Raw genomic sequence first — 18,732 nt, forward strand, 5'->3', positions numbered from 1 at the left:
GTCTCCATCAGCGCAGCAGCAGGGCCGGATCGGTGCGGATCAGGCCGCGCACCGCCATCACGCTGGACATCAGCGCCATCAGCGCCACCAGCGCCGCGCAGCCCAGGGCCGCCGTCAACGTCATGGCCACCGGCACGTGATAGAACACGGCCACCGCCAGCAGCAGCGCGCTGGCCACGGCCGCCAGCACCATGCCCAGGCCGCCCACCAGGCAGGCCTGCTCGATCACGACGCGGGCCAGCGCGCCTCGGCTCGCGCCGAGCGCGTTCAGCGTGGCGTACTCGCGCGCCGACGCCGCCACCACGGCCGCGAAGGACTGGTTGGTGATCACCGCGCCGACCAGGCAGACGATCAGGGCCATGAACAGCACGGCCATGCCCGCGCCGGTATCCAGCAGCCAGTACTGCTGTGAGCGCTGCGCGAATTCCTGGGCCGTCCAGACCTGCAGCGGACCGAAGCTGGCGTCGCTTTGCGCCAGCCGCGCCTGCACCGCCGGCGCCCGCGAAGGATCGGCCAGCCGCGCCACGTAATAGGTGCTGCCCCGGCCGGCCTGCGGTCCGCCGATGACGCGCGCCGAATCCAGCGACGCCAGCACGTTCACGCCGCCCAGGCCGCGCAGCCCCGCGATCGCGGCGACCACGCGCACCGGGTGCCCGTTGATCCAGGCCTTGCCGCCTTCCGCCACGCCCAGCGATTCCAGGTCCGCCGAATCGACGATCACCGCCCCCGGCTCGCGCAGGCGCTTGCGCAGGTCCGGCGACAGCAGCTTCGAGAACAGCATGGCGTCGGGGCCGACGGCAATGCCGGACAGATAGATCGACACGCTGCCGGCGTCGACGCGCTCGGGCGTCCAGTCGCCATCGACCCACTGGTAGGGCTCGACCGCCACGACCTCGGGATCCATGCGCAGCCGCATTTCGGCGTCGGCGCTGACCGTGCGTCCGAAATTGACGCTTTGCGTGCCGGGGTAGCCGGCCCAGAGATCGGCCGAGGACGCGTTCACGTATAGCGCCGAAGCGCCGAAAATGCCCAGCACCAGCGCCGCCTGCACCACCAGCATCAGGCCGGAGAAGCCGACCGCCAGCACCACGGGCACGAAGCGCCGCCATTCATAGACCAGGGTCTTGCGCGCCAGGGCGATCATGGACGCACCTGCCGCGGTTGTTGCGCCTGCTCTTGCGCCTGCTGTTGCGCCTGCTGTTCCGGCTGAGGCTGCGGCGCCAGCGGGGCGCCGCCCAGCGCCTTGTAGAGCGCGACGAAGGCCAGGGTCCGCGCGCCGCGCGCCAGCGCCACGTCGGACTGCGCCTCGAGCAGCGCGCGCCGGCCCTCCAGCCCGTCGTAGGGGCTGGACAGGCCAAGCGACGCCAGCTTGCGCTGCGAGCCGTTGCGCCGGTCCAGCACCCTCCGCGCCTCGTCCAGCGCGGCGATGCGCTCGCGTTCGCGAGCCAGCGCGGACAGCGATTCCTCGACTTCCGACACGCCGGACAACACCGCCTTGCGGTAGCCGGCCAGCGCCGCGGCGATGCCCTGCTCGCCGGCCTTGACCTGCGCCTGGCGGGCGCCCCAGTCCCACAGCGGAATATCGATCGTGGGACCGCCGGCCGGAACGAAGTTGTTGTTCGAGCGGTGGTTCTGCGTCATGTTGTACGCGTACAGCACCGAACCACCCAGGCTCAGGCGCGGATACAGCGCCGAGCGCGCCATGCCCAGCCTTGCGGCGGCCCGAAGCACTTCGGCTTCGGCCTCGCGGATGTCCGGACGGGTGCGCAGCAGGTCGGCCGGCACTTCCCCCAGGGCGAAACCGGGCAGGCCCTGCGACGGCGCCACCGCGCTCCAGCCGGGATCCGGCGCGTCGCGGCCCAGCAGCAGCGCCAGCGCGCGCGCCGACCGGTCGGCCGCCAGGCGCATCGACGCCAGCGCGGCCAGGGTGCGCTGCCGGCGCACGCTGGCCGTGTCGGCGTCCTGCGGCGTGCCCAGGCGGGTATTCAGCCGCACCTGCGCCAGCCGCTCGGCCTCGCGGTCCAGCTCGGCCATCTGCGTCAGCAGCGCGATCTGACCGTTGGCCACGCCCAGGTCCAGATAGTTGCGCACCACGGCCGCGACCACCGACACGCGCAGGCCCTGCTCGCGGGCGGCGGCCAGGTCGGCGTCCGCGCCGGCCTGCAGCCTGCTGCTCTCGGCCGCGCCGAACAGGCCCAGCTCCCAGACCATGTCGATGCTGGCGTGGAAATAGGAATCCTTGGCCTGGGCGTCCTGCACCGGGCGGGCGCCGACCCCGAAACCCGGCAAGTAGCGCGAGCGCCAGCGACCGGCGACCTCGCGCTCGCCCTGCAGCAGGCGCGCGGATTGTTCCAGGTCCAGGTTGCGCCGCAACGCTTCCTCGACCAGCGCGTTCAGTCGCGGATCGTCCAGCGCCGTCCACCAGGACCGCAGATCGACCGCGCGCGCGCCCTCGCCGGCCGCCTGGGACCAGGCGCCGGGCACCTGCGCCGGCAGCTCCGGCACGGGCACCGACATGCAGCCCGACAGGAGCGCGCTTGCCAGCAGCGCGGCGCAGCGGAGTTTGAACGATTCAGGACAGCGCAGCGATGCATGGGTATCTATGGCGTAGCGGACGGCGGCAGCCGTCACGGTTGGCTGGATAACATTGCCAGCATGCCCCCGCGACGTTGCGGGGCCATGCAGGGTTTATGGAGAATTGATGGACGCGGCCGGGCGCATCACGCGAGGGACGCCTGCCTGCGCCCCGCGGACGCCTTCGCGTCCTGGCTGATCACGGGAAAGCAGACCTGAATCCGCATGCCGCCGCGCACCGAGCGATCCGCCAGCACCGACCCGCCCTGCTGGTCCACCAGCGCGTGCACGATCGACAGTCCCAGGCCCGAACCGCCATGCATGGCGCTGGGCTGGTGCGGAAAGCGTTCGAACGGACGGTCGCGCATGGACGCCGGCAGCCCCGGCCCCGCGTCGCTCACCGCCAGCACGGCCTGTCCGGCGTGTATGCGCACTTCCACGCCGATCCAGCGCCCGCTGGCCGCGTGGCGCAAGGCGTTTTCCACGAGGTTGGCGAAAATCTGGCGCAGCCGGTCCGGGTCGGCCATGATCAGCTTGCCCTGCGCGGAGGCGGGCAGCTGCGTGTCCACCTCGAAGCCCTTCTCGGCCAGCCTGGCCTCGAAGCTGGTCAGCGCGTCGCCGACCAGCGCCACCAGATCCACGGGCCGGGTCTGCAGCGACAGCCGGCCGACCGAAGCCAGCGACAGCGTGTGCAGGTCCGCGACCAGGCGGCCCAGGTGCAGGGACTGGTCCAGCAGGCCGCGCATTTCCTCGTCGCTGACCGGGATGACGCCGTCGCAGATCGCGTGCAGGCGGGCGCTGAGCACCGCGATGGGCGTGCGCAGCTCGTGCGAGATGGAGGCCAGCGTCACGCGCTGTTCCCGGTCCAGCGTTTCGAGCGAATCGATCATGTGATTGAAATCCCGCACCATTTCGGCCATTTCGCCGCGTGCCTTGCCCACATGGGCCCTTACCGTGAAATCCCCCAGCGCCACCCGGGTGGCCGCCGCGGCCATCGAATCCAGCGGCAGGGTGATCACCTTCGAGATGAAGAACCCGGACGCCAGGCCCAGCGGCAGCCCGAGCAGCACGGTGAACAGCAGCGCGAGCTTCTCGCCGCGCATGGGATCGACGGCCCAGTATTCGCCGTAGATCTGCATCGCGCGCGGACCGTCTTCCAGCCCGCGGGCCGTGAGATCGTCCAGCTCGGCGCGCACTTCCACGGGCAGGGATTGCTGGAACTCGCGGTGCTCGATCTTCCAGAACATGACCTGGGTGCCGGCGAGCACGGCCAGCATCAGGGTCATGGTGACCGAGACCGCCAGGCCGAAGCGGATCCAGATGCGGTCTAGTTTTCGCGCCATAGACGGTATCCGACGCCGCGCACGGCCTCGATCATGTCGGCCTGCCCGACCGCATGCAGCTTGCGCCGCAGCTTGGAAATATGCGAGTCGATGACCCGCTCAAGCGCGTCGCTTTCCGGCAGGCAGTGCTCGATCAGGAATCCGCGCGAGAAGCAGCGCCGCGGCTGGGATGCCAGGCAGGCCAGCAGGCGGAACTCGGTCAGCGTCAGTTGCAGCGGCACGGAGCGCCCGCCGCCCACGTGCGCGACCGCGACGTGGTCCTGCTCGTCGATCTCGATGCCGCCGACGCGGATGGGCGCGGCGTTCGCATGCGCCCCCGCGCGCCGCAGCACGGCCCGCAGGCGCGCCACGACCTCGGCGGGATTGAAGGGTTTGACGACGTAGTCGTCCGCGCCCAGGCGCAGCCCAAGCAGCTTGTCGACGTCATCGGCCAGCGCCGTGACGATGATGACGGGGGTCTGGCCTTCGTCGCGAATGGCGCGCAATACGTCCAGCCCGTCCATGCCCGGCAGATTCACGTCCAGCAGAACCGCGTCGGGACGCAGCTCGCGGAACAGCCGCATGGCCTCGACGCCGTCCATGGCGGAGCAGGTGCGAAAGCCGTCGCGGCGGAGATAGGCCTCCAGGACGCCGACGATTCCCGGCTCGTCCTCGGCCACGAGGACGAGCCGCTCCGTGAAGGTGTTCAGGGATGGATTGGGAAAAGACATGGTTTTGCTGCAAGCGTGGGGCATCGGCGGCGTATCGGCCGGCGGCAAGCTGGCCCGGGGTGCGCCGCCCTGCTTGCCCGCCCAGGTCGAACTGTCGAACAGGCCGGTTACGGATGCCAGGATGCTGTCACGTTTCATTCAGGAATCGACAAGGAATCTTTGTGATTTTGTAAAGTTCTATCCATCTTCCCGATCCCCAAATGGGCGTCGGGCCAATCCAGGCCATCTGCCATTCCTTGCGGGCCTCGCAGGCCCGGCCGCGCAGGACGAAGCCGCGCCTGCCTGACGGCCTCGCGGCGTCGGCTTCGCGGCAACTTCGGCCCCCAGGCGTGGATACGCTTCCCCGGACACAGAATAGTAATAATTCTTATTCTATAGCGAGCCTTCCCCGCCGGCTCTGCTACAGCGGGAAAGGATATCGCGAACACCTTTCAAATTGCATCCTGGGCCGACGGAATGTAGGCCGGATACCACGTTCGGTCCGGAAGCTTGACGCGCCTCAAACTGAAATAATTTCTCCATACAGAAGCGCTGGCGCCGGCAACAGGGGCGCCAGCGTCTGCGGTTCGCGCGGTCAGCCTGGCCCTGCTACTGGCCCTTTTTTCAAACTGGAACATGACCTGCTTCCGGAAGGCCGCCCCATCACCGCATTGCAGCGACCCGCAATGGCTGGTCAAGGTAGCCGCCGTGCACAGGATGAAGCCGCCGCGAACGCGCAGCGGATGAATATCCGAAGCCCCCCTGACAGGGGCGTGGGGCATGACAACGGCTGGACGGCACCCGCGCCAGATCACGCCAGCAGATGCGCCGAGATCCGCACCAGCATCTCGTCCACGTCGCGCACCTGCACGGCGCCGGGCAGCGCCACATCGCCATGCATCACGAACACCGGCGTCCCCCACTTCAGGCCCAGCGCCATTTCCGACAAAGTGCCCATATTGCCGCCGATGGCGGCCAGGCACACGGCGCTGCGCGCCACCAGGGCGTTGCGCATTTCGCCCATGCCCGTGGCGACGGCGACGCTGAGCCATTCGTTGGCGTTGCGATCGTCATCCTCGGGCAACAGGCCGATGGCAATGCCGCCGCCGTCGCGCGCGCCGCGTGAAGCCGCCGCCATGACTCCGCCACGCCCGCCATTGACGATGCTCATTCCGGCCTGCGCGAGCGCGCGGGCTACCCTGTAGGCGGCTTCGCAGACGCGCGGATCGCCATCGCCGGGCCCGATGATGCCCACGGGACGCAGATGGCGCCGCGCGCCGCATTGACGTTCGGCCAACTGCGCCATCGAGGAAGCCCAGGGCGCTATTCGCAACGGCGTGTCCGCTCGGTTCTTTTCCATGTCTTCGAATCCCGCTGGGTAAGGTATGCCCGTGATTGCACAGGCGCTTCAACGGCGCCGCCGGGCAAGCGCGTCGCCCACGCCCATGACGGCGACGCACAGCGCCATCAGCAGCAGCGACAACGCCGCCGCCACGCCGAAATCCGACCCGCCGTCGCCGATCTGGGCATAGAGCATCAACGGCAGGATATTCAGCTGCGTGCCCGCCAGGGCCAGCGCCGTGCCATAGGTCCCCATGGCAATCGCCGCGACCAGGCAGGCATTGGCCAGCACCGACGGGGCCACCTGCGCCAGCACCGTGTCGCGGAAGGCGCGCCAGCGCGTCGCGCCCAGGGTACGCGCCGCCAGCATGGGCCGCAGATCCAGGTTGGCGAAAACCGGGTATAGCGACAAGGCCACGCGCGGCACCAGGTAATAGACATAGGCGAATCCCAGACCGGTCGCGCTGTAGATCCAGGCGCCGACACGGGCGGGGTCGGCGCCCGCGCCGGCCAGCAACTGCGTGACGAAGCCCGCCCGACCATAGCCAAGAATGAAACCGTAGGCGATGACCAGACCCGAAAACGCCAGCGGCATGCCCAGCAGCGTGATCATCCAGCGCCTGCGGCGCTCGGGCTGGCGCGCCAGTTCCACGGCCACCGCCGTCCCCACCAGCGCCGACACGCCCCCCGCGGTGAGACCCAGGGCGAGCGTATTGCGCAAGGCGCCAGGCAACAGCGGATTGGCGTACAGCCGCGCCCAGGCGCCGCCGCCTTCGGCGAGCGCCTCCAGCGCCAGCGCGGCCAAGGGCAGCACGAAGAACAGGCCCATGAAGGCCCAGGCGGGCCAGGCGCCGAAACGACCGATCATGGCGCGCCTACCTGGCCTGGATGGCCTGGGCCCACAACTGGTCCAACTCGGCCTTGCGGGCCGCGGCCTTGACCACGTCCAAGGGGCGGATCTGCGGCGCGGCGGGCATGCGCGCGGCGGCCTCGGCCGGCAGGGAGACATCGCGCCGCGACGGCCGCACGAAGCCTTGCGCGAACAGGCGCTGGCCGACATCGCTCATGATGAAGTTGAGCCACAGCCTGCCCGCGTTCGGATTGGGGCCGTCCTTGACCAGGCTGATCGCATAGGGCGCCGCCACGCTGGCTTCACTGGGGATCACGATTTCGCAGGCGTCTCCCATCCCGTCCGCGTGCCGGGCTTTCAGGCCATCGTTTTCGTAGCCGATCCAGACCGGGATCTCGCCCTTCAGGAACTTGGCGTAAGGCGTGGTGCCCTCCACCCGCTGCACATTGCCCGCTGCATGCAGGCGGCCGAGGTAGTCGGTGCCCGCCTTGACATTGTCCTCGTCGCCGCCGTTGCCGTAGGCCGCCGCGAAAGTCAGCACCTGGCCCACGCCGGTGCTGCGCGGATCGAGATAGGTCACCGCGTTCCGGTATTCGGGCTTGAGCAGGTCGGCCCACCCCTCGGGAGCACGGGCGACGAGCTTGCGGTTGACCAGGAAAGCGATGTTCAGCGTGTGCACCGTGAACCAGCGGCCTTCGGCCTCGCGGAACACCTCGGGCAGCTGCTCGAAGCCCACGGGGCGGAAAGGCGCCACCAGGTCCTTGCGCGCCGCGTCGACCGCCGAGGCCGCGAAGTAATAGGCGGTGTCGGCCTGCGGGCGTCGCCGCATCTTTTCAAGCGCCACCACCGTGGCGGCGGACCCCAGGTCGTTGTAGGTCAGCTCGATGTCCGGATAGCGTTGCTTGAATTCGCGGAACAGCGCCTTCCAGTTGGCCCATTCCGGTCCGGTATCGAAAGAGACGCACATCCCTTCCTTGCGCGCCGCTTCGTACAGCGCCTTCTCGCCGGCATATAGCTCGGGACCGCCCACGGCGGCCGCGCGCCGCGCCAGCGCCGCCAGCGGCAAGGCGCCGGCGGCCTGGATGAATCGTCTGCGTTGCATCGTGAAGCTCCTTGAGCGGCAAGTGAAATGGGATCAATCGTCCAGCAGGCAAATACGCGCGGGATCGATGGCGATGGCGCCGGCGACCGGCAGGCTGCCTTGCGCGAGAAAGGGCGCGGACGCCCCGGGCACCTCGAAGTCGTAGCGCGTGACGGCGCCCAGATAACGCACGGCGCCGACCCTGCCCTCCAGACGATTGGGCGCGCCAGGCGGCGGATCGGCCTCGACATGCTCGGGACGCACCAGCACATGCACCGCCCGGCCCGGCGCGCGCGCGCCCGTCGCCGTGGCCAGTCGGGCAAAGCCCACGTCGACGCGATCCGGCGCGGCGACCCGGCCGGGCAGCAACGTGGACAGCCCCACGAACTCGGCCACGGCCCGGCATGCCGGCCGCTCATACAACACGTGCGGCGCGGCGATCTGCAGCAGACGACCGTCCTTGAGCACCGCCACCCGGTCGGCCATGGCCAGCGCCTCTTCCTGGTCGTGGGTGACCAGCAGCGTGGTGGCGCCGAAACGCCGCTGCAAGGCGCGAATCTGGTCGCGCAGATAGGCGCGCACATTGGCGTCCAGGGCCGAGAGCGGCTCGTCCAGCAACAAGGCGCGGGGATCGATGGCCAGCGCGCGCGCCAGCGCGACACGCTGCTGCTGGCCCCCGGACAGCTGGGTGACGGCGCGTGCGGCATGCTCGGCCAGGCCGACCAGCTCCAGCAGCTCGCGGGCGCGGCGCTGGCGCTGCGCGGCATCGACCTTGCGCAGCGCCATGCCGTAGGCCACGTTGTCCGCCACCGACAGATGCGGAAACAAGGCATAGCTCTGGAACACCATGCCGATGCCGCGCCGGTGCACCGGCGTGCCCGCCAGATCCTGTCCATTCAGCAGGATGCTGCCCGCATGCCCGGTCTCCAGGCCGGCCACCAGCTTGAGCAGGGTGGATTTTCCCGAGCCGCTGGGGCCGATCACGGCCAGCAGCTCACCCGTGTCGACCTGCATCGAAATGCCATGCACGCCCTGCCGGGCGCCTGGATAAAGATAATCGACGGAGTCAAAGACCAAGCTCATTGGGATCCGCGCAAAAGAAAGGACGACAGCAAGGCGGCGACGCTGGCGAGGATAAGCAGCACCACGGTGGCGGCGCAGGCGAATCCCGTGGCGCCATAGAACGCCTGCAACAGCAGCACCGGATAGGTGCGATTGTGAAAACCCGCCAACAGGTTGGAGAGATTGAATTCACCGATGGACAGGGCCGCGACCATGACCAGGCCGGACAGCAAGCTTTGGCGCAGGCTCGGCAGGACGATGCCGGTGAAGCGCTGGTACTCGGTGGCTCCCAGCGTGGCGGCCGCCTGCTCCAGACGATCGAGGCCCAGATGACGCAGGTCGGTCAGCAGCGCGTTGGTGAGATAAGGCAGGGTCGCGATGGCATGGGCCGCGATCAGCAGCGGCGTGCTGCCCAGCCAGGGCATGGCGTCGGTGTTGAATACGATCAGGTAGCCGAAGCCCAACGTGATCGGCGGCACCGCCACTGGCATGGCGGCGACGACGCGGCCGGCGAACGCGCGGCCGGCGCGCTCGCCACGATGCAATGCGTAGGCCAGGGGCGTGGCCAGCACGGCATTGATCGCGCACGCGGCCAACGCGACCATCAGGCTGGTGGAGAAGGCGCGCCGGAACGCGGCATCGTGCCACAGCTCGGCATACCACTGGCCGGTCGCGCCATTCGGCAGCAGCGTGTTGGTCCAGTTCTGGCCAAAGCTGCCTATCACCAAAAGCACGATCGGCAGCAACAGATACGCGCCATACGCCAGGGAAACGCCACGGACCACAGCGACCTCCGCATCCAAGAAAACCTGCCGTAATACTTTCCAATATGGACCATATGCAGCCATGCCACGCGGTGCATTCTAGGTAAAAAAATAGCCTTTTCACATGTGATTTTTATGAATACATTTGAATTTTTGGAAAGTATCTCGATCAACCTGTTCAAGAGTGCATACCCGTGAAACATCAATGCCCTTCCCTGAAGGAATTGCTGGCCTTCGACGCGGTGGCGCGGCAAGGCAGCCTGACCCAGGCCGCCAACGTGCTGTGCCTGTCCGTCAGCGCCGTGAGCAAGCAGATCGCGGCGCTGGAGTCCTTTCTCGGCGTGGCCCTGCTGTGCAAGGACGGGCGCGGCATTCAACTCACCACGCAAGGCCGGGTCTACTGGCAGAAGATCGCCGGCAGCCTGCGCGCCATAGAAACGGCCACCTACGAAACCCGCGCCAGCCACGGCGACGCCGGCATGATCACGCTGGCCAGCGTGCCCACCTTCCTCACTCGCTGGCTGATTCCGCGCCTGCCCGAGTTCCGGCGCCGGCATCCCCAGGTGACGCTGAGCTTCAGCCGTCATCTGGCCCCCGCCGAGGATATGCCCGCCCGAGTGGACGCAGCCATCCGGTATGGATCGGGCAACTGGCAAGGCGTGGTGACCGAATACATCGCGGGACGCGAGTTCGTGCTCATCGCGTCGGACGGTCTGGCCGGCGGCCGCAAGGGGCTGCGCCGGCCCGAGGCGCTGCCCGATCGCACCCTGCTGCATCACGAGGAAGCCGCCAACGCCTGGCCGCAATGGGCCGCGCGGCATGGCGTGGCGCAGGCGCGCGTGGCGGCCGGTCCGCGCTTCGCGCAGTATTCGGCGATCATCCAGGCCGCGCGCAGCGGGCTGGGCATCGGCCTGGTGCCGCGCATCCTGGTGGAGGACGAACTGGCTGGCGGTGACCTGTACAGCCCCTGCGGCGCGTCGGTAGTGGTGGACCAGGGACACTATCTGTGCGTGCGGCCCGACCGGCTGGACCTGCCCGCGTTCGGCGTCTTTCGGGAATGGCTGCTGGAACAGGGCGCGCTGTCGCGGGAAGCCACGGGATCGTCGGCGCGAGCCTGATCACCACGCCCGGCGGAGCGGTCCCGGTCCTGCCGGGAAACAGGCTGGCGATTGACCGGCAGATCCGGTACTTTGCTTAAATAATAATGATTTGCAATAATCGTCAGCTTCTCGCCATCCCCACCGCTGGCCTCACGCCCCTCCCCCACCATGCGCCGGACCCGTCCCACCGAACACGGTTGGCTCGCCTACTATCGCGAGCTGCTGGGAACATGGCGGCGCAAGGCGCAAGGCCCGGGCGATGTCGAGGACTCGGCGCACGACGCCATCGCCAACATGCTGGAGGGCGACGTGTCCGCCATCCGCAATCCCCGCGCCTACCTGCACCGCAGCGTCCATCACGGGCTGATCAGCCGTCACCACCGGCAGCAGCGCGAAGCCGCCGTGCCGCTGCACGACCTGGCCGAGGACGAGCATCCCGCCCACGAGGATCCCGAGGCCAACGTGCGCACCGCCCAGCTGTCGCGCGCGCTGATGGAAGCGTTGGCCGAGCTGCCGCAGCCCTGCGCGGCCGTGTTCGCCTGGCACCGCCTGGAAGGCCGCACGGTCGCGGAAATCGCAGCCCAGCTCGGCCTGTCGAACAGCAGTGTGGAAAAATACCTGACGCGCACCATGCGGCACCTGCATGCACGGCTGCGCCCGTTCTCCCAATGACATGAAGGACCAAGCCGACCCGCCGTCCCGCTCGCGCGGAACAGCCGCGAATTCGCCCATGCTCCCGGATACGCACCATGGACCCCTCTGACGCCCGTCGCCCGCCGGCCGATCCGCTGGACGCGGCGGCCTACTGGTTCGCCCGCGACAGCGGCGGGCTGATGTCGGCCGCCGAGCGGAGCGAGTTCGACGCCTGGCGCCGCGCCGATCCCGCGCATGAACGCGCCTACCGCGAAATGCTGGACACCTGGGCGCTGACGCGGGCCGTGCCCGACCACAAGCTGCGCCCGCTGCTGCGGCCGGCGGCGCCTGAGCGCCGTTTCTCGCCGGGCCGCCGCAGGCTGGCCTGGGGCGTGGGCGCGACCGCCTGCGCGGCCGCCGCCGTGGGCCTGGCCTCGCCCGGCTGGTGGCTCGCGTCGACGCTGCCCGCGCAGCGCTACGCCACGGCGCGGGGCGAGCGGCGCCGCGTCGATCTGGAGGACGGCTCCGTCCTCACCTTGAATACCGGCACGCAGACCGAGGTGCGCTACACGCGCTCCGAACGTCGGGTCACGTTGCACCCAGGCGGCGAGATCATGCTGGACGTATCGCCCGACGCGTCCCATCCCTTCATCGTCGACACGGAGATCGGCCGCGTGCGCGTGACGGGCACGCGTTTCAACGTCCGCCACGACGGCGGCCAGATGGCGGTCGCGGTGGAATCCGGCTCGGTCGAGGTCATCGCCGGCCCGTGGTGGAACGGACAGCGCGTCAAGCTGCCGGCCGGCTACGGCGTGCGCATGGCCGGCGGCGGCGAGACGGTGCGCATCCAGCCGGTGGACGTGGCCACGCTGACCGCCTGGCGCCAGGGCAAGACGGTGTTCAACGACACGCCGCTGGCCGAGGTGGTCCGGGAAGTCAACCGCTACCGCGCGCAGCCCATCCAGGTCGCGCCCGCGCTTGCCCGCGTGCGCATCTCCGGCGTGTTCGACGTGGACGACACCGGCGCCTTCCTCAAGGCCCTGCCGGCCCTGGTGCCGCTGAGGGTCCAGCCCCGCGCCGACGGCGGCGCCGACCTGCTGGCGCGCTGAGCGGCCGCGCCGCGCCGCCTGGCGCCGGCATCGTGGACGGAGGAACGACGGGCGTCTGTCATCCATACGGGCAGACGGGCAGGCAGGCAGCCAGGCAGGCAGGCAGCCAGGCAGGCAGGCAGGCAGGCAGGCAGGCAGGCAAAGATACATCCTGTTTCTAATTTGGCATGAGAATTATTCCGGGTTTTTCGGTCCACCCGCTCATACCTAATAACGGCGGCAGTCGCCGCCGCAAGCCCCCGCCCTGACGGCCAGCCGGCCCGCATGGCCCCAGAACGAATACACATCGTGACCAGACCCGACGCCCGCCTTTCCGCCCGCGCCCCGCGCCGTGGCGCTCCCCTTCCCGCCGCGCTCAACGCGCTCGCCTTGTCCATGGCGCTGGCATTCGCCGCCGCGCCGCACGCCGTCCTGGCGCAGAGCGCCGCGCCCGTCAAGATCAGCATCGCCGCCCAGCCGCTGGACAAGGCGCTGCTGCAATTCGGCCAGCAGACCCGGCTGCAGGTCTATTTCCTGCCCGAAGCGGTGCGCGACCTGAAGGCGCCCGCCGTCTCGGGCTCGCTGACCGCGCAGCAGGCGCTGGACCGCCTGCTGGCCGGTTCCGGCCTGGCGGCCCGCATCGAAGGCAACACCGCCGTCATCGCGCCCGCGCCCGCCGAAACCGCGACGCTGTCCGCCGTGCCGGTGTACGGCGACGGCCGCGGCGAAGCCGTCGAGGGCCTGGTCGCGCGCCGCAGCCGCACCGGCACCAAGACCGACACGCCGCTCAACGAGATTCCTCAGACCATCAACGTGGTCACCGCGCAGCAGCTGGAGATGACCGGCGCGACCGACATCAACCAGGCGCTGCGCTACATCCCGGGCTTCTCCAGCTATGGCTCGGAAAACCGCTCGGATTGGTATTCGGTGCTGCGCGGTTTCACCCCCACGGCCTATGTGGACGGGCTGCAGGTGCCCAAGACCCTGAACCTGGCCAGCTGGCGCGTCGAGCCCTACACCATCGACAGCATCACGGTGCTGCGCGGGCCGACCTCGGTGCTGTACGGCCAGGGCGATCCCGGCGCCATCGTCGACGTGCAAAGCAAGCTGGCCAACGGCGACCGCATCCGCGAGATCGAGGTCCAGGTCGGCAACTACGCGCGCAAGCAGCTGGCGTTCGACATCGGCGACACCGCCAACAGCGACGGCACGCTGTCCTACCGCCTGATCGGCGTGGGCCGCGACGGCAATTCACAGACCGGCCCCAACAAGGACGGCCGCATCGCCTTCACCCCGTCGCTGCGATGGCAGCCCAGCGCGGCGACGTCGCTGACGCTGTCGGCCACCTACCTGGACGACCGCAGCGACATCGCCAGCAACTTCCTGCCGGCCCAGGGCATGGTGCTGCACAATCCCAACGGCCGCATCTCGCGCGATGTGTACACCGGCGAGCCGGACTTCAACTACTACCGCAAGAAGCAGTGGTCGCTGGGCTATGCCTTCGAGCACAAGCCCGACTCGACCTGGACGCTGCGCCAGAACGTGCGCCTGATGCACTCGCAGCTGAACAACCGCTCGGTCTGGGGCGGCGGGCTGGACGCCAGCGATCGCACCATGGCCTCGATCAGCCGCTATGCCGGCATCTTCCAGTTCAACTACAGCCGCTTCGACATCGACAATCAGGCCGAGGCCAAATTCCGCACAGGCGGGCTGCAGCATACGCTGCTGGCCGGCCTGGAATACAACCGCCAGTCCACCACCGACAGCGAAATGCTGGCGCAGGCGCCGTCTCTGAACCTGTACAACCCCGCCTACAGCGGAATCGACCATTCGCTGTTCTATGGTCCCAACGCGTTCCCCCGCACCGACACCTACACCACCATGAACATGGTCGGCCTGTACCTGCAGGACCAGATCAAGTTCGAGCGCTGGGTGCTCACACTGGGCGGCCGCAAGGATTGGGCCCGCACCAGGCAGACCGACCGCGAGGCCGATACCCGCTCGTCGCAGCTGGACCAGGCCTTCAGCGGCCGCGTCGGCCTGACCTATCTGGGCGACTACGGCCTGTCGCCCTACATCAGCTACTCGACCTCGTTCAATCCGGTGGGCAACACGCGCCTGGCCAGCGGCGACTGGGCCGCGCCCACCAAGGGCAAGCAGATCGAGGCCGGTCTGCGCTGGCAGCCCGACGGCGAGAACCTGACGCTGAACGCGGCGGTCTACCAGATCAAGCAGACCAACGTGTTGACGCCCAATCTGGACGACCCCACCGGCAGCACCTCGGTGCAGGCCGGCGAGGTGCGTTCGCAGGGTGTCGAGCTGAGCGCCGTGGGCAAGCTGACGCCCGAGCTGTCCATCGTCGGCGCCTATGTATTCCAGAACGTCAAGAACACCAAGGCCAACGACGAGACCCAGGGCAAGTGGCCGGTGGACATTCCGCGTCCGCGCCAGATGGCCTCGCTATGGGCCGACTGGACCTGGCGCACGGGCGCACTGGAAGGCTTCGGCCTGGGCGCGGGCGTGCGCTACCAGAGCTCGGCGGCGGGCGCGTCGGACAACTCGCTGAAGGTGCCCAGCTACACCGTCTATGACGCCGGCCTGCACTACGAGATGCCGAACTGGCGCTTCGCGCTGAACGCCAGCAACCTGTTCGACCGCAAGTACGTGAGCGGCTGCCAGTCCTATTCCGTCTGCATGTACGGCAACGGACGCACTGTCATGGCCACGGCCAAGTACTACTGGTAAGCCGCCGGCGCGGGCGGTTCAGCCCGCCCGCGCCGCATCCTCCAGGATCAGCTCGGCGCCGCGCTCGGCCACCATCATCACGGCGGCCTGGGTGTTGCCGGACACCATCCTCGGCATGACCGAGGCGTCCACCACCCGCAGGCCGTCCAGCCCGTTCACGCGCAGCCGGGAGTCCGTCACGGCATCCGGGTCCGCGCCCATGCGGCAGGTGCCGATCGGGTGATAGATGGTCTGGCCGTTCTGGCGCGCGAAGTCCAGCCATTCGTCGTCGCTCTGCACGTCCTTGCCCGGACTCAGCTCGGCCGCCACGAAGGGCTGCAGGGCCGGCCGCGAGACGATGCGGCGCGCCGCCCGCATGCCGCCGACCAGGCTGTCGCGGTCGATCCGCGCCGCCAGGAAGTTGGGGCGGATGGCGGGCGCGGCCAGCGGATCGGCCGACACCGCATGAATCGAGCCCGTCGATTCGGGGCGCAGCTGCGCCACGCCGATGGTCATGCCGGGAAAGCGGTCCAGGATGCGCTCGGCCGCGTTGGCATAGCTGGCGTGCACGAAGAAGAATTGCACGTCGGGCTGCGCGAGCTGCGGCGCGCTCTTGACGAAACCGTGCGCCAGCCCCGTGCCCAGCGTCAGGATGCCCTGGCGCGACAGCGCGTAGCGCGCCACCTGCCGCGCCAGCCGCCAGCCGCGCGACATCTCGTTCAGCGTCACCGTGTTCTTCACGCGCCAGTTCATGCGCGTCGCGTAGTGGTCGATGTAGTTCTCGCCCACCTGCGGCAGCGCGTGCGCCAGCGGGATGCCGAGCCGGGCCAGCAACGCGGGATCGCCCACGCCCGACAGCTCCAGCAGCTGCGGCGATTGCACCGCGCCCAGGCACAGCAGCGTTTCGCGGCGCGCGCGCACCATGTGCTCGCCGTCCCTGCCGCGATAGGCCAGGCCGACGCAGCGCCTGCCCTCGAACAGCAGCCGCGTGATGCGCGCGCCGCACTCGACCGTCAGGTTGGGCCGGCCCGAGGCCGGTTTCAGGTAGCCGTCCACCACGCTCCAGCGTCGCCCCCGGTGCTGCAGCACCTGGTAGTAGCCCACGCCTTCCTGGCTGCCGGCGTTGTAATCGGGATTGAGCGGCTGGCCGTCCTGCTGCGCGGCCTTCAGGAAGGCCTCGGCCACCGGATAGCGTTCCGAGACTTCATGCAGGCGCATGGGGCCGTCGTGGCCGCGCCCCGCGCCGCCTTTCTCATAGCATTCGATCTTGCGGAACAGGCGCTCGGCCTGGGCCCAGTTCCAGCCCGCCGCGCCGGCCGCCTCCCAGCCGTCGTAGTCCGCCGGCTGGCCGCGCACATAGATCATGCCGTTGATCAGCGTGGAGCCGCCCACGCCCTTGCCGCGCGGCACGGCGATGCGGCGGCCGTGCACGTTGTCCTCGGGCTCGGTGGAGAAGCGCCAGTTGTAGTCGGGATCGACCAGCAGCTTGGAAAATCCCGCGGGAATGCCGATCCAGGGACTGCGGGCCTCGTGGCCGGCCTCCAGCATCAGCACGCGGTACTTGCCGTCGGCGCTCAGGCGGTTGGCCAGGATGCAGCCGGCGGTGCCGCCGCCGGCGATGATGAAATCGTAATCGCTCATCGGCTCAGGCCCGCACGCCCATCATCTCGGCCATCAGCGCGATCTGGCAGGCCAGCATGGGCGCGCCATGGTGGACGCGGCAGCCGCGCGCCGCCGCCGCTTGCAGCAGCGCCGTGTCGCGCGGCTGCATGATGACCTCGCACACCAGTTGGTCCGGCGTCAGGCGGCCGGCGTCCAGCGGCAGCGGATCCGTGTCGCGCATGCCCAGCGAGGTGCCGTTGACGACCAGATCGTGGCCGGACGGATCCGCCCTGCCGATGTCGATGCGCGCATCGGGAAGCAGCGACAGGATGCGCGCCTTCAGGTCCTCGGCCTTGGCCGTCGTGCGGTTGGCGATGGTCAGCCGCGCCACGCCGGCCTGCGCCAGCGCGAAGCCGATGGCGTTGGCCGCGCCGCCGGCGCCGGCCAGGTAGGCGCTCTTGCCCTTCGGGTCCACGCCGGCCTCGATCAGGCCGCCGACGAAGCCCTCGCCGTCCAGCATGTGCGCCGTCAGCCTGCCGTCGGCGTCGCGTCGCACCACATTGGCCGCGCCGATCTTGCGCGCCACCGGCGTGGCCTCGTCGACCAGGTCCAGGATGGCTGTCTTGTGCGGCATGGTGACGATGAAGCCGCCCAGGTTCTGCAACTGCCGCAGCCCCTGCACCACCTGCGCCAGCTCCGCCGGGCGCGCGTGGAACGGCACGCACACGCCGTCGAAGCCCAGGCGCGCGAAGTGCTCGTTCATGCGCTGCGGCGTCTTCACGTGGTGGATGGGGTCGGCCAGGATGCCGAACAGCCGGGTATGGCCGCTGATTTCCTTCATGGTGTGCTCCGAGGCTATTTCTGTTCCAGCAGCTCGCGCGCCACGGCGGCGATGCCGTCGGCGTCCAGCCGGTAATGGGCGTACAGCGCGGTGGGCGGCGCGATCAGGCTGTATTCGTCATGAATGCCGTGGCGGCGCAGGCGCACGCCCAGGCCGCCGTCGGCCAGCACCTCGGCCACGGCCGAGCCCAGCCCGCCCATCACATTGTGCTCTTCCACCGTCAGCATCCGGCCGGCGGCGCGGGCCGCGGCCAGCACCGCGTCGCGGTCCAGCGGCTTGATGGTGGGCATGTCGATCACGCCGACCGACAGGCCGGCCTCGCGCAACCGTTCGGCGGCCTGCAGCGCCGCGTGCACGGCGATGCCGCAGGCGATGATGTTCAGGTCGCCGCCCAGCGCGTGCGTGATGGCGCGGCCGAACCGGAACGGCGCGCCATCGGCGTAGACCTGTGGATCGCGGCCTCGGCCAATGCGGAAGTAGATGGGCTCGGGCCAATCGACGCTGGCCTTGATGGCCGAGGCCAGTTGCGGGCCGTCGGCCGGCGACACCACGGTCAGCCCGGCGATGGCGCGCGTGGTGGAGATGTCTTCGGTGGCATGGTGCGAGGTGCCGTAGAAGCCCAGGCTGATGCCGGTGTGATGACCGATCAGGCGCACCGGCAGCCGGGTATAGGCCACGTCCATGCGGATCTGCTCGCAACACAGCAGGCCCAGGAAGGACGCGAAGGTGGCGACGAAGGGCATCAGCCCCGTGGTGGCCATGCCGGCGGCGGCCGAGACCATGTTCTGTTCCGAGATGCCGAACTGCACATAGCGTTCGGGAAAGGCGGACGCGTAGCGGTTCAGGCCGTTCGAGTATTGCAGGTCGGCCGAGCCGGCCACGACGGGATGGCCGGCGCGCGTCAGATCGATGAGCGCGTCGGACAGATAGGACAGGCCGGGCGTGACCGCATTGAGCGCGCGGTACTGCCAGGATTCGGGGGAGCGCGGCGCGGATGGCGATCCGGAGTGCGGCCGGGTGTGCTGCTGGGATTGCGGCAT

17 protein-coding genes are annotated in these 18,732 nt (G+C 69.3%); 5 read left to right on the forward strand and 12 right to left on the reverse strand.

Going from position 1 to position 18,732, the window contains the following annotated elements; all coding sequences use genetic code 11:
* Nucleotides 1–7 precede the first annotated feature (7 nt).
* The 4 genes from C2U31_RS27270 to C2U31_RS27285 form a co-directional block, all read right to left on the reverse strand.
* Nucleotides 8–1,144 carry an ABC transporter permease gene (locus C2U31_RS27270; RefSeq protein ID WP_103275656.1) on the reverse strand — a complete coding sequence of 379 codons (1,137 nt, stop codon included), beginning with the start codon at nucleotides 1,142–1,144 and terminating at the stop codon, nucleotides 8–10.
* The gene (locus tag C2U31_RS27275; RefSeq protein ID WP_233772523.1) at nucleotides 1,141–2,631 is read right to left on the reverse strand and encodes a TolC family protein; all 1,491 of its coding nucleotides are present in this window, start codon (nucleotides 2,629–2,631) and stop codon (nucleotides 1,141–1,143) included. The genes C2U31_RS27270 and C2U31_RS27275 overlap by 4 nt, the downstream gene beginning before the upstream one ends.
* Before the next feature lie 89 nt (nucleotides 2,632–2,720).
* Complete coding sequence (locus C2U31_RS27280; protein ID WP_103275657.1) at nucleotides 2,721–3,917, reverse strand: ATP-binding protein; 1,197 nt, start codon at nucleotides 3,915–3,917, stop codon at nucleotides 2,721–2,723.
* The gene (locus C2U31_RS27285) at nucleotides 3,902–4,627 is read right to left on the reverse strand and encodes a response regulator (protein WP_103276608.1); all 726 of its coding nucleotides are present in this window, start codon (nucleotides 4,625–4,627) and stop codon (nucleotides 3,902–3,904) included. The genes C2U31_RS27280 and C2U31_RS27285 overlap by 16 nt, the downstream gene beginning before the upstream one ends.
* On the opposite strand from C2U31_RS27285, the gene C2U31_RS30720 reads away from it, so the two are divergent.
* On the forward strand, nucleotides 4,626–4,913 hold the full coding sequence (locus C2U31_RS30720; RefSeq protein WP_158658487.1) for a hypothetical protein: 288 nt from the start codon (nucleotides 4,626–4,628) through the stop codon (nucleotides 4,911–4,913). The two genes, C2U31_RS27285 and C2U31_RS30720, sit on opposite strands and share 2 nt — an antisense overlap.
* A 504-nt stretch (nucleotides 4,914–5,417) precedes the next feature.
* Here C2U31_RS30720 and C2U31_RS27290 read toward each other — a convergent pair.
* The 5 genes from C2U31_RS27290 to C2U31_RS27310 are packed head-to-tail and all read right to left on the reverse strand — an operon-like array spanning nucleotide 5,418 to nucleotide 9,677.
* Nucleotides 5,418–5,966, reverse strand: a complete 549-nt coding sequence (locus tag C2U31_RS27290; RefSeq protein WP_103275658.1) for a TIGR00725 family protein — start codon at nucleotides 5,964–5,966, stop codon at nucleotides 5,418–5,420.
* Between the two features lie 48 nt (nucleotides 5,967–6,014).
* Complete coding sequence (locus tag C2U31_RS27295; RefSeq protein ID WP_199770907.1) at nucleotides 6,015–6,815, reverse strand: ABC transporter permease; 801 nt, start codon at nucleotides 6,813–6,815, stop codon at nucleotides 6,015–6,017.
* A gap of 7 nt (nucleotides 6,816–6,822) precedes the next feature.
* Nucleotides 6,823–7,899: an extracellular solute-binding protein gene (locus tag C2U31_RS27300; RefSeq protein ID WP_103275659.1), complete on the reverse strand. Its 1,077-nt coding sequence runs from the start codon at nucleotides 7,897–7,899 to the stop codon at nucleotides 6,823–6,825.
* Between the two features lie 33 nt (nucleotides 7,900–7,932).
* On the reverse strand, nucleotides 7,933–8,961 hold the full coding sequence (locus C2U31_RS27305) for an ABC transporter ATP-binding protein (protein ID WP_103275660.1): 1,029 nt from the start codon (nucleotides 8,959–8,961) through the stop codon (nucleotides 7,933–7,935).
* The gene (locus tag C2U31_RS27310; protein ID WP_369869802.1) at nucleotides 8,958–9,677 is read right to left on the reverse strand and encodes an ABC transporter permease; all 720 of its coding nucleotides are present in this window, start codon (nucleotides 9,675–9,677) and stop codon (nucleotides 8,958–8,960) included. The genes C2U31_RS27305 and C2U31_RS27310 overlap by 4 nt, the downstream gene beginning before the upstream one ends.
* A gap of 221 nt (nucleotides 9,678–9,898) precedes the next feature.
* Between C2U31_RS27310 and C2U31_RS27315 the strand changes: the two genes are divergently transcribed.
* From C2U31_RS27315 to C2U31_RS27330, 4 genes are all read left to right on the forward strand, one after another.
* Complete coding sequence (locus tag C2U31_RS27315; protein ID WP_103275662.1) at nucleotides 9,899–10,822, forward strand: LysR substrate-binding domain-containing protein; 924 nt, start codon at nucleotides 9,899–9,901, stop codon at nucleotides 10,820–10,822.
* Between the two features lie 150 nt (nucleotides 10,823–10,972).
* A complete protein-coding gene (locus C2U31_RS27320; RefSeq protein ID WP_103275663.1) occupies nucleotides 10,973–11,476 on the forward strand; it encodes an RNA polymerase sigma factor in 504 nt (167 codons plus the stop codon).
* Nucleotides 11,477–11,553: 77 nt separating this feature from the next.
* A complete protein-coding gene (locus C2U31_RS27325) occupies nucleotides 11,554–12,546 on the forward strand; it encodes a FecR family protein (RefSeq protein ID WP_103275664.1) in 993 nt (330 codons plus the stop codon).
* Between the two features lie 375 nt (nucleotides 12,547–12,921).
* Nucleotides 12,922–15,270 carry a TonB-dependent siderophore receptor gene (locus C2U31_RS27330; RefSeq protein ID WP_233772941.1) on the forward strand — a complete coding sequence of 783 codons (2,349 nt, stop codon included), beginning with the start codon at nucleotides 12,922–12,924 and terminating at the stop codon, nucleotides 15,268–15,270.
* Nucleotides 15,271–15,288: 18 nt separating this feature from the next.
* On the opposite strand, the gene C2U31_RS27335 is transcribed toward C2U31_RS27330, so the two are convergent.
* The 3 genes from C2U31_RS27335 to C2U31_RS27345 are packed head-to-tail and all read right to left on the reverse strand — an operon-like array spanning nucleotide 15,289 to nucleotide 18,732.
* Nucleotides 15,289–16,890, reverse strand: coding sequence for a GMC family oxidoreductase (locus C2U31_RS27335; RefSeq protein ID WP_103275665.1), 1,602 nt, complete (start codon nucleotides 16,888–16,890; stop codon nucleotides 15,289–15,291).
* A gap of 4 nt (nucleotides 16,891–16,894) precedes the next feature.
* A complete protein-coding gene (locus tag C2U31_RS27340; RefSeq protein ID WP_103275666.1) occupies nucleotides 16,895–17,692 on the reverse strand; it encodes a shikimate dehydrogenase in 798 nt (265 codons plus the stop codon).
* A 14-nt stretch (nucleotides 17,693–17,706) separates the two neighbouring features.
* The gene (locus C2U31_RS27345; protein ID WP_103275667.1) at nucleotides 17,707–18,732 is read right to left on the reverse strand and encodes a transketolase family protein; all 1,026 of its coding nucleotides are present in this window, start codon (nucleotides 18,730–18,732) and stop codon (nucleotides 17,707–17,709) included.

This window comes from Achromobacter sp. AONIH1, assembly GCF_002902905.1.
Lineage (GTDB): Bacteria > Pseudomonadota > Gammaproteobacteria > Burkholderiales > Burkholderiaceae_B > Achromobacter.

Excerpts from the sequence above, each read along its gene's own strand:
- C2U31_RS27325 (WP_103275664.1), top strand. The coding sequence starts at position 11,554 with ATGGACCCCTCTGACGCCCGTCGCCCGCCGGCCGATCCGCTGGACGCG.
- C2U31_RS27290 (WP_103275658.1), bottom strand. The coding sequence starts at position 5,966 with ATGGAAAAGAACCGAGCGGACACGCCGTTGCGAATAGCGCCCTGGGCT.
- C2U31_RS27335 (WP_103275665.1), bottom strand. The coding sequence starts at position 16,890 with ATGAGCGATTACGATTTCATCATCGCCGGCGGCGGCACCGCCGGCTGC.
- C2U31_RS27295 (WP_199770907.1), bottom strand. The coding sequence starts at position 6,815 with ATGATCGGTCGTTTCGGCGCCTGGCCCGCCTGGGCCTTCATGGGCCTG.
- C2U31_RS27320 (WP_103275663.1), top strand. The coding sequence starts at position 10,973 with ATGCGCCGGACCCGTCCCACCGAACACGGTTGGCTCGCCTACTATCGC.
- C2U31_RS27340 (WP_103275666.1), bottom strand. The coding sequence starts at position 17,692 with ATGAAGGAAATCAGCGGCCATACCCGGCTGTTCGGCATCCTGGCCGAC.
- C2U31_RS27305 (WP_103275660.1), bottom strand. The coding sequence starts at position 8,961 with ATGAGCTTGGTCTTTGACTCCGTCGATTATCTTTATCCAGGCGCCCGG.
- C2U31_RS27300 (WP_103275659.1), bottom strand. The coding sequence starts at position 7,899 with ATGCAACGCAGACGATTCATCCAGGCCGCCGGCGCCTTGCCGCTGGCG.
- C2U31_RS27270 (WP_103275656.1), bottom strand. The coding sequence starts at position 1,144 with ATGATCGCCCTGGCGCGCAAGACCCTGGTCTATGAATGGCGGCGCTTC.
- C2U31_RS30720 (WP_158658487.1), top strand. The coding sequence starts at position 4,626 with ATGGTTTTGCTGCAAGCGTGGGGCATCGGCGGCGTATCGGCCGGCGGC.
- C2U31_RS27280 (WP_103275657.1), bottom strand. The coding sequence starts at position 3,917 with ATGGCGCGAAAACTAGACCGCATCTGGATCCGCTTCGGCCTGGCGGTC.
- C2U31_RS27330 (WP_233772941.1), top strand. The coding sequence starts at position 12,922 with ATGGCGCTGGCATTCGCCGCCGCGCCGCACGCCGTCCTGGCGCAGAGC.
- C2U31_RS27285 (WP_103276608.1), bottom strand. The coding sequence starts at position 4,627 with ATGTCTTTTCCCAATCCATCCCTGAACACCTTCACGGAGCGGCTCGTC.
- C2U31_RS27345 (WP_103275667.1), bottom strand. The coding sequence starts at position 18,732 with ATGCCGCAATCCCAGCAGCACACCCGGCCGCACTCCGGATCGCCATCC.